Origin of the sequence: Vibrio sp. 10N.261.52.C2, from assembly GCF_041471425.1 — a bacterium.
Classification (GTDB): domain Bacteria; phylum Pseudomonadota; class Gammaproteobacteria; order Enterobacterales; family Vibrionaceae; genus Vibrio; species Vibrio crassostreae_C.
This window is the reverse complement of the sequence record NZ_JBFROH010000019.1, coordinates 67,012-82,578: the sequence shown is the minus strand read 5'-3', so window position 1 is coordinate 82,578 and position 15,567 is coordinate 67,012. Positions and strand designations below refer to the sequence as shown.

General features: G+C 43.8%; 16 protein-coding genes. 13 read left to right on the top strand and 3 right to left on the bottom strand.

Annotated elements, in window-relative coordinates; all coding sequences use genetic code 11:
* The first annotated feature begins 9 nt into the window (after positions 1–9).
* The 3 genes from nirD (at position 10) to cobA (ending at position 2,326) form a co-directional block, all read left to right on the top strand.
* Positions 10–333: a nitrite reductase small subunit NirD gene (gene nirD / locus AB4307_RS08235; protein ID WP_017069123.1), complete on the top strand. Its 324-nt coding sequence runs from the start codon at positions 10–12 to the stop codon at positions 331–333.
* Positions 334–456: 123 nt separating this feature from the next.
* The gene (locus AB4307_RS08230; RefSeq protein ID WP_017062558.1) at positions 457–1,272 is read left to right on the top strand and encodes a formate/nitrite transporter family protein; all 816 of its coding nucleotides are present in this window, start codon (positions 457–459) and stop codon (positions 1,270–1,272) included.
* 277 nt (positions 1,273–1,549) lie between these two features.
* Positions 1,550–2,326 (top strand): uroporphyrinogen-III C-methyltransferase, encoded by a 777-nt coding sequence (cobA, locus tag AB4307_RS08225; protein ID WP_372114559.1) that lies wholly within the window; start codon positions 1,550–1,552, stop codon positions 2,324–2,326.
* A 51-nt stretch (positions 2,327–2,377) separates the two neighbouring features.
* Here the strand turns inward: cobA and AB4307_RS08220 are convergent, their stop codons facing one another.
* Positions 2,378–2,875: a DUF4174 domain-containing protein gene (locus tag AB4307_RS08220; RefSeq protein WP_372104675.1), complete on the bottom strand. Its 498-nt coding sequence runs from the start codon at positions 2,873–2,875 to the stop codon at positions 2,378–2,380.
* A gap of 323 nt (positions 2,876–3,198) precedes the next feature.
* Between AB4307_RS08220 and AB4307_RS08215 the strand changes: the two genes are divergently transcribed.
* From AB4307_RS08215 to AB4307_RS08205, 3 genes are all read left to right on the top strand, one after another.
* The gene (locus AB4307_RS08215) at positions 3,199–3,672 is read left to right on the top strand and encodes a LabA-like NYN domain-containing protein (RefSeq protein WP_010429860.1); all 474 of its coding nucleotides are present in this window, start codon (positions 3,199–3,201) and stop codon (positions 3,670–3,672) included.
* An 80-nt stretch (positions 3,673–3,752) separates the two neighbouring features.
* Entirely contained in the window at positions 3,753–4,418 is a 666-nt protein-coding gene (locus AB4307_RS08210) for a response regulator transcription factor (RefSeq protein ID WP_017062555.1), read from the top strand.
* Entirely contained in the window at positions 4,415–5,800 is a 1,386-nt protein-coding gene (locus AB4307_RS08205; protein WP_372131586.1) for a sensor histidine kinase, read from the top strand. Before AB4307_RS08210 ends, AB4307_RS08205 begins: the two co-directional genes overlap by 4 nt.
* A 184-nt stretch (positions 5,801–5,984) precedes the next feature.
* On the opposite strand, the gene AB4307_RS08200 is transcribed toward AB4307_RS08205, so the two are convergent.
* The gene (locus tag AB4307_RS08200; protein ID WP_017062553.1) at positions 5,985–7,289 is read right to left on the bottom strand and encodes a dicarboxylate/amino acid:cation symporter; all 1,305 of its coding nucleotides are present in this window, start codon (positions 7,287–7,289) and stop codon (positions 5,985–5,987) included.
* Between the two features lie 559 nt (positions 7,290–7,848).
* Here AB4307_RS08200 and AB4307_RS08195 point away from each other — a divergent pair.
* The 7 genes from AB4307_RS08195 to AB4307_RS08165 all read left to right on the top strand — a co-directional run bounded on the left by AB4307_RS08195 (position 7,849) and on the right by AB4307_RS08165 (position 15,059).
* Positions 7,849–9,945, top strand: a complete 2,097-nt coding sequence (locus AB4307_RS08195) for a TonB-dependent siderophore receptor (RefSeq protein WP_372072934.1) — start codon at positions 7,849–7,851, stop codon at positions 9,943–9,945.
* A gap of 194 nt (positions 9,946–10,139) precedes the next feature.
* Complete coding sequence (locus tag AB4307_RS08190; protein WP_050622345.1) at positions 10,140–10,907, top strand: DUF3450 domain-containing protein; 768 nt, start codon at positions 10,140–10,142, stop codon at positions 10,905–10,907.
* Entirely contained in the window at positions 10,907–12,283 is a 1,377-nt protein-coding gene (locus tag AB4307_RS08185) for a MotA/TolQ/ExbB proton channel family protein (RefSeq protein ID WP_050646234.1), read from the top strand. Before AB4307_RS08190 ends, AB4307_RS08185 begins: the two co-directional genes overlap by 1 nt.
* Positions 12,283–12,843 carry a MotA/TolQ/ExbB proton channel family protein gene (locus AB4307_RS08180; RefSeq protein ID WP_004731144.1) on the top strand — a complete coding sequence of 187 codons (561 nt, stop codon included), beginning with the start codon at positions 12,283–12,285 and terminating at the stop codon, positions 12,841–12,843. Before AB4307_RS08185 ends, AB4307_RS08180 begins: the two co-directional genes overlap by 1 nt.
* A complete protein-coding gene (locus AB4307_RS08175) occupies positions 12,840–13,244 on the top strand; it encodes an ExbD/TolR family protein (RefSeq protein WP_004731145.1) in 405 nt (134 codons plus the stop codon). Before AB4307_RS08180 ends, AB4307_RS08175 begins: the two co-directional genes overlap by 4 nt.
* Before the next feature lie 19 nt (positions 13,245–13,263).
* The gene (locus AB4307_RS08170) at positions 13,264–13,884 is read left to right on the top strand and encodes an energy transducer TonB (RefSeq protein WP_372131584.1); all 621 of its coding nucleotides are present in this window, start codon (positions 13,264–13,266) and stop codon (positions 13,882–13,884) included.
* Positions 13,881–15,059, top strand: a complete 1,179-nt coding sequence (locus AB4307_RS08165; RefSeq protein WP_268671898.1) for a tetratricopeptide repeat protein — start codon at positions 13,881–13,883, stop codon at positions 15,057–15,059. Before AB4307_RS08170 ends, AB4307_RS08165 begins: the two co-directional genes overlap by 4 nt.
* Before the next feature lie 147 nt (positions 15,060–15,206).
* Here AB4307_RS08165 and AB4307_RS08160 read toward each other — a convergent pair whose 3' ends face one another.
* Positions 15,207–15,527: a hypothetical protein gene (locus AB4307_RS08160; protein WP_050646236.1), complete on the bottom strand. Its 321-nt coding sequence runs from the start codon at positions 15,525–15,527 to the stop codon at positions 15,207–15,209.
* Positions 15,528–15,567 lie beyond the last annotated feature (40 nt).

The following is a 15,567-nucleotide window of genomic DNA, read 5'->3' as shown; positions in this document are numbered from 1 at the left end:
GACGACATCATGGCATTTACCAAAGTTTGTAAGATCGAAGACATTATCCCAGGTACAGGTGTTTGTGCGTTGGTTGGTGGTGAGCAAGTAGCTGTATTCCGCCCAACGAAAGCTGAAGAAGTATTCGCGATTAGCAACACAGACCCTTACTTCCAGTCAAACGTGTTATCACGTGGCTTGATTGTTGAGCACAAAGAAGAGCTTTGGGTAGCAAGCCCACTTAAGAAGCAACGCTTTAACCTAGCAACAGGTGTGTGCATGGAAGACGAGAACTTCAACGTGAAAGCGTACAAAGCTCGTGTTGCCAAAGGCGCTGTAGAAATCTCTGCTTAATCTTCGGATGAGTAAGATTTGATAGTTCAAGGGTTCTAGTTCTCGATATTGCCTTAACTCGGCAACTAGAGCCTTTTCCTATCCAATTTTAACTTTTAATTTAAACTTTTTAAGGACAACCTTATGTCTCCTGATTACAAACCAGCTGAATTTGTTCAAACGATGATTGATGTGGGTGAAGCGAAAACGAAAACAAGTACTCGCGATCTTCTGATTCGAAGCACTATGGCTGGTATCATCCTTTCTCTAGCGGTTGTTGTTGCTATTACAGCAATGGTTCAAACCGGTATTGGCCTTGTTGGCGCACTTGTGTTCCCAGTTGGCTTCGTCATTCTAAGTGTAATGGGTTATGACCTAGTAACTGGCGTATTCGGCCTTGCACCTTTAGCGAAATTCGACAACCGCCCAGGTATTACTTGGGGTCGTATCCTACGTTGTTGGGGTATTGTTGGTCTTGGTAACCTTATCGGTTCTTTGATTGTTGCTTTCCTTGTTGCAGTATCACTAACGGGTAACTTCTCTCTAGAACCAAACGCTGTTGCTCAAAAGTTCATTGCTGTTTCTACAGGTCGTAGCCTAGGTTTTGAAAACATGGGTATGGACGGATGGATCACGTGTTTCGTACGCGGTATCTTCTGTAACCTTATGGTATGTCTAGGTGTGATTGGCAACATGACTGCACGTACAGTATCTGGCCGTGTAGCAATGATGTGGTTCCCAATCTTCATCTTCTTCGCACTAGTCTTTGAGCACACAGTGGTAAACATGTTCCTATTCCCACTAGGTATGATTCTTGGCGCTGATTTTGGTATCGCGACATGGTTGAACTTCAACCTTATCCCAACAATCCTAGGTAACATCGTTGGTGGTCTATTAATGACGTGTGTTCCTCTATACTTAACTCATGCTAAAACAGCTCCTTCTCTAGGTGCTAAGTAATCCTCAGTAGGGTGAAACGTAATTTAGTATGAGATTAAGAGCCCCAACAACATGTTTGGGGCTTTTTTAGTTCGAAAGCCCTTATATCATTGCGCAAATTACTCGCAATAGACTGTTTTGTTATAATTACTTCTATCTTCGTTAGTATTTAGACTGAATATTTAATTCAACACCTGATAGTCTAAGGGTTAAGGATTTGGATAAGTCATCATGAATACAGTGACTTATCACATAGATTGAAGCTTGAGATAAAACAAGCAAACCTTCGGAGCACAGCATGTCAGAAGTATCGTCATCGAATGTTAAAGAAGTAACCAAAGGATTGGTTTCATTAGTAGGCGCGGGTCCGGGCGACCCAGACTTACTTACGTTAAAAGCGGCACGAGTGATTCAACAAGCAGACGTTTTGGTTTATGACCGCTTGGTATCAAAGGATATCTTGGCGATGGCTAACCCAGAAGCGGAAATGCTGTATGTGGGTAAAAAGCTCGATCATCACTGCGTACCGCAAGATCAGATCAACCAACTATTAGTGACCAAAGCTCAAGAGAACAAACACGTAGTGCGTCTAAAAGGTGGTGACTCGTTTATCTTTGGTCGTGGTGGTGAAGAGTGTGAAACGTTAGCTGAGAATGACGTGAGATTTGAAGTGATTCCGGGCATCACAGCTGCTGCCGGAGCAACGGCTTATGCGGGCATTCCGTTGACGCACCGTGATCATGCACAAAGCGTGCAGTTTATTACAGGTCACTTGAAGAAAGATGGCGAAGATATTGACTGGCAATCTCTTGCTCAGCACAACCATACCATCGTGTTTTACATGGGCTTGAAAGAGAGTCCGAACATTCAGAAGAATCTACTCGATAATGGTATGCGAGCTGACATGCCAGTTGCGATCATCGAAAACGGTACACGCCAAGAACAAAAGGTGTTTAGAGGTGGGTTACGTGATTTAGCTGACCTTGCGAGCGTCGCAAAGAGCCCAGCGCTGATTGTTGTAGGCAGCGTGGCTCAGCTCCATGAAAAACTTGCTTGGTTTAACAAACAAGCTTGATCGTTTGACCTTCTAATTGGATCTCTAAGCCACTACTGAGTCCATCAAGAATCAAATACTGCAGCGGCTGCCTTGTCGCTGCATTTCTTGTTGGCGCATCGGCATTTCGTCAATGATATTGGTGATCTGTTTCCAATCTGTTTTGCCACTCCATCGGTGCTTCTCTTTCCCGTCTTTACCAATCAAAACAGCGGTATGTGATCCTTTCGGGATCTCGTAAATACTGGTGACTGCTTCTAAGTTAAACTCTTCTTCTAACCAAGTTGGGACTGTGTAACCACTCTCAGCAATAACCATAATGACGACATCTCGTTCGTCCAATTGACAGTTATTGAGCAACACTTCATTCAGAAACTCTTTAACGATTGAATCTTCCTTTGGAGCGAAATAAATCACACTGCGGTGTGGCAAAGGCTTTGAGTGAGAATAAACGGGGTAGGCGAGTACTGAATTGATGGTTAAGCTCATGATTATTACCGTGCTGATGGTCAGTAGTTTAAGCAAACTAAACCAGCTACCAGAGTTTGATGGTTGATTTAAAGTTTGCATCGCTTTGGTTGTGTCGATGCTTACGATCGAATTGTGTGTTTGTCGGTGCAGCATTGCCAACCTCCCTTTAAAAACTCTAAGCCTGAGTACGATTTGAACGCTACGTAAAGAAGAAGGTGAAGATCAGAACCACCTAAGAAACGCTCAAAACAAATCCACTTACAATAAGCATAGTTAGGATTACGTAAAGACACTTAGCTTTACGCTAAAGATATTAGATTTACGTTAACGATAGCTGGCAGGTTCATTTTTATTGAGTAAAGCGACTCGCATTTTACAATTGAATAGAATAGGGTATACGGAAAATCTAAAGGTATGAATTTATGGAAAACATAGCAATTTTGGTCGACGTTCAGAACGTTTACTACACGACGCGCGACAAATACCGTTCTAACTTCGACTATAACCAGTTTTGGTATGTTGCCACGGAAGGGCGTAACGTTATTGCAGCTAATGCTTACGCAATCTCAAGCCAAGATCCAAAGCAGCGTCAATTTCATCATATCCTTCGTGGTGTGGGCTTTAATGTGAAGTTAAAGCCGTTTATTCAGCGTCGAGATGGCAGTGCAAAAGGCGATTGGGATGTGGGTATTGCGTTAGACGCGATAGAACTTGCTGAGACGGTTGATACGATTGTTTTGGTATCAGGAGACGGTGATTTCGAAATCCTTGTAGAGCGAATCAAAGAGCGCTTTGGCAAGCCTGTTGAAGTGTATGGTGTTCCCGGGTTAACTGCTCAAAATCTTATCGATTCTGCATCAAAATTTGTACCGATTGAAAAAGATTTTCTTCTATAGAGGAAATCGGGCACTTTATAATTGAAATCAATAATAACGATAATTAGAATGCAAACAGTTCTTATTTATCGGTATGTGTAATGTCTCGCGTTTTAGTTGTTGATGATGATATTCAGTTGTGTGAATTACTGGGTGAAGTGTTAGAAAATGAGGGGTATCACGTTGATACTGTTCATTGCGGTGAATCCGCGCTTGAGTTTATTCAATCTCACCCTGTCGATTTGGTTCTACTCGATGTAATGCTTCCGAACCTAAGCGGCATTCAAGTAGCAAGACGTATTTGTCAGCGTTTTGCTACTCCCATTCTTATGCTAACCGCGCTTAACGACGATGCCTCAATGCTCGATGGCTACCAAGCAGGCGCCGACCAGTACATCGCTAAACCTTTCAATGTTCCTGAACTCTTAACCCGTATTAAGGTGATCTTGCGCCGAGTGGGTTTTGAACGCCAAAGACAATCTTTAGCTTCCTCTAATCACGGCTTGTGTGAACAACTCTCTCGTTTGCCATTAACTGGCACTGAAAAAGACTTGCTTGATTATTTGGTCAAAAATGACGGTATTGTCGTCTCAAAGTCTGATCTGCAAATCCATGTACTCAAGAAAGAATTGTGTCCCTTCGATCGTAATTTAGATATGCATATCAGCAATATACGTAGAAAGCTCGTTCAGGCAGGTTTGTCTAAACAACATATAAAAACCGTTCGTGGTAAAGGTTACAGTTACCTAGAGTCGGTCGGAGCATGAGTAAAAAACTGCTGCGTTGCCCTGATTTTATTGCTAAGCGTAAAGACGGACTCACTTTCCAACTGTTCAGTTACCTGACCGTCATTTTGGTGAGTATTTTGATCCTGCAAGGTGTCGCTGAAAGAGCCTTGATGAAAGCGCTGCTTAAAGTCCCAGAATCGGTAAAAGCGGAAATGCTCGACCTTGCTTACCAAGCGAATGTGTTGATCGAAGAAGGGGACATGGATGAACTCGCGGACTGGGGTAATGCTCAGCAGTATTATCTGTTCGTCATTGATAAAGACAATCGTCCGATCACACATCGTCACATGCACCCACATTTTGAATTTAAGCTCAAATACTTAAGAACGTTAGATCACCAACTTAGTGATCGAGTGAGTAAGCCGATCTTCGGCCTACCACTGGATAACGGTAAAACACTGGTTATCCAACTACCGCACCAGTTTCATCCCGCAAAATCTTTTGCGCCATATTCCTATATGCTTAAAGCATTGATTGCATTGGTCGTATTGTATCTGTTCTCGATTATCATGGCCAAAAGCCTTCAGCAACCGTTGGATAGATTGAGAGAAGCGAGCCGCAGACTGGCTCAAGGTGACTTCACGGTCAGTGTGGTGTCGGAGTTGAACTCCACCACGCGTGAATTCAACGAGCTTGCACACGATTTTGATTATATGACCTTTGAGATTAAATCTCTGGCTGAAAAGCAACGTTGTTTGATTCGTGATGTCTCACACGAGTTAAGAACACCATTAGCAAGGCAAAACCTCGCACTACACCTGCTGCGCAGCAAGGTTGATGATAAAAGCATTGGTTTGCTAGAACGAATGGAAAATGAAACAGAAGAGATGAATAAGCTGGTGGGTGAGATACTTGAATTTAGCCGCTTAGAAACCTCTCGCTATGACTCCAAGTTAAGTTTAATGCACCTTGAGCACTATTGTTCAATGTTGATCGCGCAGATGCAAAACGATTTAAAACCGAATCAAACTTTGATTGGTTCCCTAGAGACGCCGATATCAATGGTGAACGTTGATGAGAGGCTACTGCTTCGAGTCATTGGTAACTTGGTCGGGAATGCCATTAAATACGCGGGTGAGAACGCTCATGTGGTCGTGACGACATACGAACAGGTAATGGATAGACGTTACAGTGTAATATCTGTAGAAGATGACGGTGACGGTATTCCTGATAACAAGATTGCAGGTATATTCGACCCGTTTACTCGTATTGAATCAGCAAGAGACAAACGGTCTGGTGGCTACGGTCTGGGCCTTGCGATTGTTAAAGAAGCGATGGGTGTGATGAATGGACATGTAACTGCTGAGAATAGAGAAGGTGGGGGGCTGAGAGTGAACTTGATGTTCCCAATCGGTGATTAGCTTTCCCTATTGATAATTACCTTAAATTGATAACTGTCCCAACTCAGTAGTACTGACTTAAGCGATACCCAATAAAAACGCCACTGCATCTGCAGTGGCGTTTTTCTTTATGCGCTTTGGTATGGGCTAGGCGTAGCCATTAATTACGCCTGAGCTTGAAGACAAGAGCATAAGATAAGCGAGACTATGCCTGTTGGCGAGCTAGCTTAACTTCTTCTTCTTTCTCACCTGCTGCTGGGTCGTTGAAGCGAGACTCGTCTAGAGCGCCTTCAGACTTAGCAACGATGATAGATACGGCACTATCACCTGTGATGTTTACAGCGGTACGAATCATATCAAGAAGGCGGTCAACACCCATGATTAGAGCAATACCTTCAAGCGGCAGGCCAACTTGGTTCAATACCATCGCTAGCATAACAAGACCAACACCAGGGACACCTGCAGTACCAACAGACGCCAGTGTCGCCGTTAGGATAACCATTAGGTAATCACCCATTGAAAGGTCGATGTTGTACGCTTGCGCGATAAACGCCGTCGCAACACCTTGCATGATTGCAGTGCCGTCCATGTTCACAGTTGCACCTAGTGGTACTGTGAAAGAAGCGACTTTGTTGTCTACGCCCATACGGTTCTTAGCCGTTTCCATAGTTACTGGAATTGTTGCGTTCGAAGATGCTGTTGAGAATGCAAACATGATTGCATCTTCCATCTTACGTAGGAACGTAATCGGACTAAGACCTGTGAATCCTTTAAGCATCGCACTGTAAGTCACCAAGCCATGCAACAGCAGGGTACCAGCAAGCACTAAGAAGTATTCTGCTAGGTTCCAAATTGCACCTAAGCCAAGGCCAGAGAACAGTTTCGCCATCAAGAAGAATACGCCGTAAGGAGCAAGGTTCATTAGTAGCGCAACTAGCTTCATGATCACTTCGTTTAGATCAGAGAAAACTGCAGCGATACGTTCACCGGGTTTGCCCGCTGCACTGATTGCGATACCAAACAACACTGCAAATACGATAACTTGTAACGTTTTGCCCTCAGCCATCGCCTGAATAGGGTTGGTTGGGAACATGTCGATGATTACTTGGCCCAGAGAAGGGGCATCCGCTGATTTGAAAGAGCTCGCAGCAGTAAGATCCGCACCAGCTCCAGGTTGGAACAGGTTACCGATAGTTAATGCTAGAGTGATGGCAACGGCAGTAGTACCGATATAAAGTGCAAGCGTTTTGCCACCCATACGGCCAAGAGTTGATAAGTCTTTAAGAGAACTTGTACCGCACACTAGTGAAACGAAGACTAGAGGCACAACAAGCATTTTTAAACTGGCGACAAAGATTTGTCCGCCCACTTCAAAGAGTCCGTTAACGATGTAGTTGTTAACAAATCCGTTGTCTGCAAAAAGGGATTGAATGGCGAATCCCGTTAATATACCTACGACCATACCGAGGATTACTCGACCAGTCAGAGACATAGGTTTCTTGGTATTCATTTAGAACACTCCTTATTATTTATAACTTTGATACCTTTTCAAAGTGAGCAGGAGATTAGCAGTCGGATAATCAATTCGAAAAACAAAAAATGAGTTTGGAATTATAGATGTGATCAAAATCACTGATAATTGTGTAAATTAAACAAATAAAAACAAAATAATTCACTATTAATTTACATCTATCGAGGGTTTTATACATAAATTTGTCGTTTCAAAGGTAGTAAATAAGAAGAGATGATTTTCTTATCAATCTTCACGTCTTCAATTGACTGAACAAATACCGTTGTTTCAAAAAATTCGGTGAAGATAACCAGTCGATTTACGTCCATGAGCCTTAACTATTTGTATTGAATGGTTTTGTTGAACTCCTCAAATATGACTCACCGACAGGCCTTTACAAAACTTTACGAATGCAAAGAATGTAAATTTAATGCAAATGGTAATAGTTATCACTTATATTCACTCCCGAAATAATTCAGTGGTACCGGCAACGGTTCAGCGAACACATCGAATAAATAACAAAGTGTTCGTCTAAAAGAATAAAAGCGGAGTAAAGGACATGTTTTCAAAGAGCCCATTGGCTTTAGTGATCGGCGCAGTATTAGCTTCACCAGCAGTATTGGCAGAAACAGTAAAAACAGACGAGCATATGGTTGTTGAAGGTCGTGACTACGGTTATAAAGCCGACACGAACACAACAGCAATGCGCATGGAGGCGACTCAATTAGAGACTCCGGGACAAGTTTTAGTAATCGATGAGCAAATCATCGATGAACAGCGTGCAACAACGCTTGGTGACGTGCTTAAGAATGACGCGAGTGTAAGTGCTGGCGGTACAAGCCGTAACCGTGAACGTTTCTCTCTACGTGGTTTCTCGGTAGAAAGCTCTTCGGGCTTCCTTAAAAATGGCCAGCAACATTGGTCTCACTACCGTCAACCAATCGAACTGCTAGAGCGTGTTGAAGTACTAAAAGGACCTTCTGGTCTTCTTTACGGTATTTCTGCACCAGGTGGTTTGATCAACATGGTAAGCAAAAAGCCAACTTACGATACGCAAGTAAGTGTTAGCCAAGATATTGGTTCTAATGACCATTCTCGTACAACGGTAGACGTAAGTGGCGCTTTGAACGACGCTGAAACTCTACGTGGTCGCGCGATTCTATCTAAAGAAAGCTACGGCTCTTGGAGAACTTATGGTGACGGAACTGAACCACAAACAGAACGTTTTGTTGGTGGTGTATTCGTTGATTACGATGTAACTGAAGACGTGACAGTTTCTGTTCATTACGACAAAACTAACGACGAAGGTAGCGTAGATTCTGGCGCTTTATACACGCTAGACGGCAACCGAGTAGGTAGCGACAAGCACATCTGGGATGCACAGTGGTCACAGATCGAGAATGATGTTGAGAACGTTGGTTTTGATATTGCTGCTAACCTGACTGATACATGGTCATTAAAAACAGGTTTCAACTACCAAGATTTCGAACGTATTGATATGGAAAGCTACCCAAGCTTTTCAAATATGAATCCTGATGGTACGGGCACCGTGACTCAAGGCGGTAACTACCGTCATGATAAATGGCGTTTCAGAACGGCTTACGTTGATCTAACAACAACCGCTGATCTTGCGGGCACAGAGCACCAACTATTATTCGGTGCTAACTGGTTAGGCTACAGCTATTACCGTGGTATGGATCGCTTCAGCAGCGCTGAATACGTACCAGATGCAACAGTACCAGCGCCGTCAGTGGGTCCAACATCGCTAGGTAAGATGAGTACTTACGATACTTGGGGCTTCTACATCCAAGATTTGATTACTATTAATGATGAATGGCAAGTTCTTGCGGGTGCTCGTTTCGACCGGAAAGTAAGTGATGGCGTAGCAGAAGAAAATGTAGCGCCTAAACTTGGCCTGATTTACCACCCAGCATCAAACGGTAGTATCTACGCTTCTTACTCTGAAAGTTTCGAACCACAAGGTGTTGTGTCGAGCGGAAGCCGCAACTACACCAACGATGGCGAACTTCTTGACGCAGCAACGGGCGTGTCTTACGAAGTCGGTACTAAGTGGGAACTGATGGACGAACGTCTATTCGTTTCTGGTGCGGTATTCGATATTACCCAAGAAAACATTTCAATGGATGTAGAAGACACTTCATCAGGCGATTGGACGAAGACACAAGGTGGCGAACAAGTTCACCGTGGTGCTGAGCTAGCCGCACAAGGCTTTATTTCAGAGCGCTTCTCAATGTCTGGTTCTGCAATGTACTTAGATGCTGAAATCACGAACCATGAAACATATGAAGGTAACCGTCCAGTAGACGTACCTGAGTTTGCAGCAAGCGTTTGGTCTACCTATGCAGCAACAAACGAAGTTGATGTGAACCTGGGTCTTATCTACGAAGGTTCTCGTTACGGCGATAGCGCGAACACATTCAAGAAAGACGGCTACGCACGTGTAGATATGGGTGCTGCATACACGCTTAAGTACGACGATTCTCTTGATTTCGTAGCGCGTCTAACAGTCGAGAACGTATTTGATAAAGAATACCTAGCGGGTGGCGGTTCAACATCTTCAAACCACCAATTTGCTGAAGACGTAGTAATCGGCGAAGGCCGTAACTACATGGCGACTTTACAGGTAAAATACTAATTTGTTAGTAGGGTACTATTGTTAGCCTAAATACTAAGGGGAAAGTTTCGGCTTTCCCCTTTCGTGATTCTGCTATTCAGTAAAAATATCCCTAGTAATGAGAGTGACTTTTAATGATAATGAGAGTGCTTATCAATAATAGTATTTATCAATAAAATGTATTTGACCTTCTTCTATAGTAAATGACTACAATTATGAATCTTTTAAAAACTAGCCTAGCGCTTGCCATCAGTTTGGTTGCAACGTCTTCTATGGCAAACAGCTTGGATCAAGCTCAATCAATTCAAAACAAGACCAATAACGCGTCGGCTTCGAGCCAAAAGGTTATTGATAAAAGCTCACAAGCGACTTTAATGCTGCAAGCTGAGATTGAGCGTCTGCAAGAAGAAGTGAAAAATCTAGAAATCTATCACGATCACCTTGCTGCATTGGTTGAGAGCCAGAATCAAGAAGCTCAGAGCATTGAAGGGCAGATCGACGAGATCAAATACACACGTCAAGGTGTTGTGCCTTTGATGTACCAGATGATTGATGGCCTTCAGCAGTTAGTTGAACAAGATGTGCCAATCAGGAAAGAGCAACGTCTAGAAAGAGTTGAAAAGCTGCAAGCAATGATGACTCGTGCTGATGTGAGTGATGCTGAGAAATATCGTCGTATCTTAGAAGCTTACCAAATCGAGATGGACTACGGCATCAAGCTCGGTGCTTACCAAGGCCGTGTTGCATTGAGCAGCGACAGAACGATTGAAGCAGACGTGTTGCACTTAGGTCGTATCTCTTTGGTGGCTCGTAACTTAAATGGCAGCCAATACTGGTCTTGGAATCAAACACAAAATCAGTGGCAAGAGCTAGATTCTTCAATGAAATCTGAGCTAGATAAAGCTTACGACATTGCAAGCCAACAAGCGGCGCCAAGCCTAATTACTTTACCTGTTTCTTTAACTGTTGCGGAGGTTAAGTAATGAACTTAAAGCCATTAGCAGCATTGCTTTGCATTACGTCTATTTCATTTTCTGCTTTCTCTGCATCAGACACGACGGCTCAGCTAGTTAATAAAGCAAAATCAGAGAGTCGAACTCAAGCTTCTCACAACGTAGTGCGTGAAGCTGATTTCAAAAAGACAGAACAAGAACTGAAAGCGATCAAAGCTCAGCTTGAAGCGAAACGTACGTCTATCCAAGGTGCGACAGATGTTCTGACTCAAACCTTCAGTGATAACGAAAACAAGCTTGCTCGCTTAGAAGAGAAGCTGCGTTTAGAAACCGGTAGCTTAGGTGAGCTGTTCGGTGTCGTTCGTCAAAACGCAAAAGAACTCGGCGCAGAGCTTAGCTCAACCGTGAACAGTGTTGATCGCGCTGAACACACGGCAACTGTTGATCAAATTATCGATGCGAAATCACTACCATCAATGCCACAGCTTTCTGGCTTGTGGATGAGTATGGTAGAGCAGATCCAAGCGAGCTCTGAGCTGAGCAAATCTCAAATTGCATTCATCAATGGTGAAGGCAACACACAAACTGTCGACGCTTATCGTTTAGGTTCAATCGGCCTAGTAACAGACCAAGGCTATGTTAGCTGGAACACACAGCGTGAAGATGCGATTGCGTATCTGAAACAGCCATCGAATGGTCCAACTTTAGCATCGCTATCTACATTAGCGAATGGCGATGTGTCTAACGTGGTTGTCGATCCTTCTCGTGGGTTCATGCTAGAGCAACTAGCGCTAACACCAAGCCTAACTGATCGCCTTCAAGCGGGTGGTGTAGTTGGTAAAGTGATTCTTGGCTTGCTTGCAATTGGCTTAATCATCGCATTAGTTCGTGGTATTTCTTTGGCTATCGCTCGCCAGAAAATTCGCGCTCAACTTAAGAACCCAGAGCAAGCGGGTGATAACCCTCTAGGTCGTGTTCTTGCGGTTTACAACAAAGAGCAAAACCAAACCGTTGAAGCACTAGAACTACGACTTTTAGAAGCGGTAGTGGATGAACAAACTCACCTAGAGAAAGGTTTATCGATGCTAAAACTTCTAGCGGCACTTGCGCCAATGTTAGGTCTTCTAGGTACTGTAACTGGCATGATCGAAACATTCCAAGTGATCACACAGTTTGGTAATGGCGACCCTAAAGTGATGGCGGGTGGTATTTCTATGGCGCTAGTAACAACCGTACTTGGTCTTGTTGCAGCAATGCCTCTGCTATTAGCACACAACATTCTTAGCACTCAGGCTGAAAACATTCGCAACATTCTTGAGAAACAAGGTATTGGCCTTGTTGCTGAACAGGCAGAAAAAACGGTTGAATCAAAAGCTGTGGTTTCACCAGTTGGGACTGCTGCGTAATGGATATTTTGTCGGGTTCTCTATTACCAGCGAGTTGGTTAACGAGTGACTGGCTGCTGTCTTTATCAAGCTTTATGGAGCAGGGCGGTTTCGTCCTGTGGTGGCTAGCGGCTGTCGTCCTAGTATATTGGGTGCTTGTAGTCGAACGTGTGCTTTATCTTGCGTTCTACTTTCCAAAGCAGCGCCAAGCTTGGATTACTAAGTGGCATGAAAGAGAAGATCACTCTTCTTGGCATGCCAAAGCCATTCGTGAAGGTTGGTTGGGGCAAGCGAGTATCTTACTTAACCAAAACTTGAACTTTATTAAGCTGTTAGTCGCTATTTGTCCGATGTTGGGTTTGTTAGGTACCGTTACCGGTATGATCTCTGTTTTTGATGTCATGGCGACTCAAGGAAGCAGTGACCCTAAATTGATGGCTTCAGGTATCTCGTTGGCAACGCTGCCAACTATGGCCGGTATGGTTGCTGCATTAGCGGGCATGTTTGTTCACGCTCGTTTAGCGAAAGTGTGTAACCGCTTAGAATTGAAATTAGAAAAATCTTTAAGGAGTCAACGATGAGACTCGGTCGACGTCATTCAAAAAACGAAGAGGCTCAAATAGACCTTACTTCGATGCTTGATATTGTATTTATCATGCTTATTTTCTTTATTGTGACCAGTTCATTTGTTCGTGAATCAGGGGTTGAAGTCAATCGCCCACAAGCGTCTAACGTGGTAAGCCAAAAGGATGCGGGCATCTTTGTTGCGATTACATCTGCGAATGACATCTTCATCGATAAACGTGTTGTTGATGTTGAACGTGTTCAAGCAACGTTAGAACACCTGTTGCTAGAACAACCTGATGCTTCTTTGGTTATTCAAGCGGATGAACACGCTTACAACGGTACGGTTGTTAAAGTGATGGACGCCGCTAAAGGTGCGGGTGTTAAAAACATCGCGCTTGCTGCTGAAAAGCGATGATCTTGGAGGATCTTCATAAATGATTCGCCTATTTCTTGCTTTACCGCTAGCGGGTGCATTGGGCTTAGCTCTGTTTTCCTTTATGGCTTGGATGGTCGATAATGGCCACCAACGTTCACCAGATAACAGTGAAACGTTAAGTTTCAACATGGTCATGGTGGAACAAGAACAAGAAGTCCAAAGAAGACAACGTGCAATCCCTGAAAAACCAGAAATGCCAGAGCCGCCACCGGAAGCGCAAACGTCTCAGTCACAAGCTGAAGTTACGCCTCTGAATTCGATGTCTTCACTGCCTTCTTTGGATTTGAATACATCGATTGACGGCCTAGCGATTAACGCTCCGACATTTTCTGATTTTGGGTCAAACCAACAGGCAATGCCTCTGTATCGAGTAGAACCTCGTTACCCAGCTAAAGCGCTAAAGCGTGGCGCTGAAGGCCATGTCATTATGTCTTTTACCATCGATGAAACGGGACGCCCAATTGACATTCAAGTCACTGACGCAAACCCACGTCGTATGTTTGAACGTGAAGCGATGAGAGCACTTAAAAAATGGAAATATCAACCAAAAGTCGTCGATGGAAAAGCGATAGCTCAGGTTGGTCAAACCGTGAAACTAGAGTTTAAGTTGGCAAAATGATGAAACAGATATGGATATTAGTGGGCTTGCTGTTAATGCCCCTTACAACTCAAGCACAAGAGCTATCTCAATATACTGCCATTCGTGTTCAAAAGGCGCATAAGCTTGCTCAAGATGAACAGGTTAAACAGGCTATTGATGTACTTGCAGGCTTGGAGCTTTCTAAAGGTTACGACAAAGCATACGTAGCTCGTATGTTGGGTGTATTTTACTGGCAAGATGGCAAAACTGACGCGGCGATTAAGCAGCTAACTTATGCCGTCGATACGAATTTGCTAGTCGATGAGCAAGCTTGGATAACGAAGCGCATGCTGGCTGATTTATTGTTGAACGATCAGCAGTTCAAAAACGCGCTACCGCACTACTACGAGTTAGTGAAAACAGCGCCTGAAAAGGAAAAGAAAGACACACTTTGGATGCGAATTGCACAAGCTGAATACCAAATTGAAAACTGGTCGAAAGTGCTAGTGGCTATCGGTAATCACGACAAGTTCAATTCAAAACCAGAGTTATCACCTCTATCGCTAAAACTGGGCGCACAGCTTCAGCTAAAGCAGTGGAAACAGTCTATTCCGACACTGGAAAGCCTGATTGAACTTCAACCAGAAAAAGACAACTGGTGGCGTCAACTTGTGGGTATTCAGTTAAGATTAGAACGTAATCGTGATGCATTGAACACGTTAGCACTGGCCGATCTACAAGGTGTTGAGCTGAAGAACTCAGATCGCCGTTTGTTAGCGCAGCTTTACGCGAAACGTGGAATTCCAGAGCGCGCAGCACAAGAAATTAGTAAGCTAGATGATGCGAACAGCGACGTTCAACTTCTCGCAGAGCAAGCAACCTACTGGCAGCTAGCGAAAGAGTGGGACAACGCGATTGAAGTGTGGACGTTAGCGTCTAAAAAAGACACTCAGTATCATTGGAATGTGGCTCAGCTATTGGTTCAGCAAGGTTACTACGACCGAGCTCTGGTTGTTTTAGATAAAGTGAAAGACAAAAACAAACAAGCCGATGTTGCGTTAGCGAAAGTGCGTTCATGGTACAAGTTAAAGAATCTTGATAACGCCCTTGCTCAAGCTAAGCGTGCGAACAACATTGAGCCATCTTCTGAGGCCAAAGGTTGGATTAAATACCTGACTCAGCTTAGAACGGTAAGTGATAACGGAAACGTCTAACCGCTCATCGCAAACAGAAGATAAGAACAGCACATAAGAACCAAGAAAAGCAAAAGGGTGTCATTTGATCGTTCAAATGACACCCTTTTTAATTCTAGCGACTTAAGCTCATCTAGCCTTATCTTGGATTGGATTGGATTGGATTGATTAAGGCTCGCACATCGTCCCACTAAGCGTTGCACTTTGAATTGCGCCACTGGTGTTAGCGACCCAGTTAATGGTGCAGTCACGATAAGGGTTCTTAAAGGCATGTAAAGTGTAACCATTGTCTAGTGGTTTCTTCGTCTCAACCCAAGCATAGTTTCGAGATGCCCAAAAGCTAATAGGGCGTGAGCGTTCGGTTAGATACTGCTCTTGTACATCGGTTATGTCTGAACCGATGTACTCTTGGACGTGCTCTTCTGTGTTGCTCATTTGGCTACTGCACGCTGTTACGAGCGCTGTAAAAGCCAAAACAATAATACGCATTTCAAAATCCCTTTAAGCCTAATTAGCTATCGTTAAATCG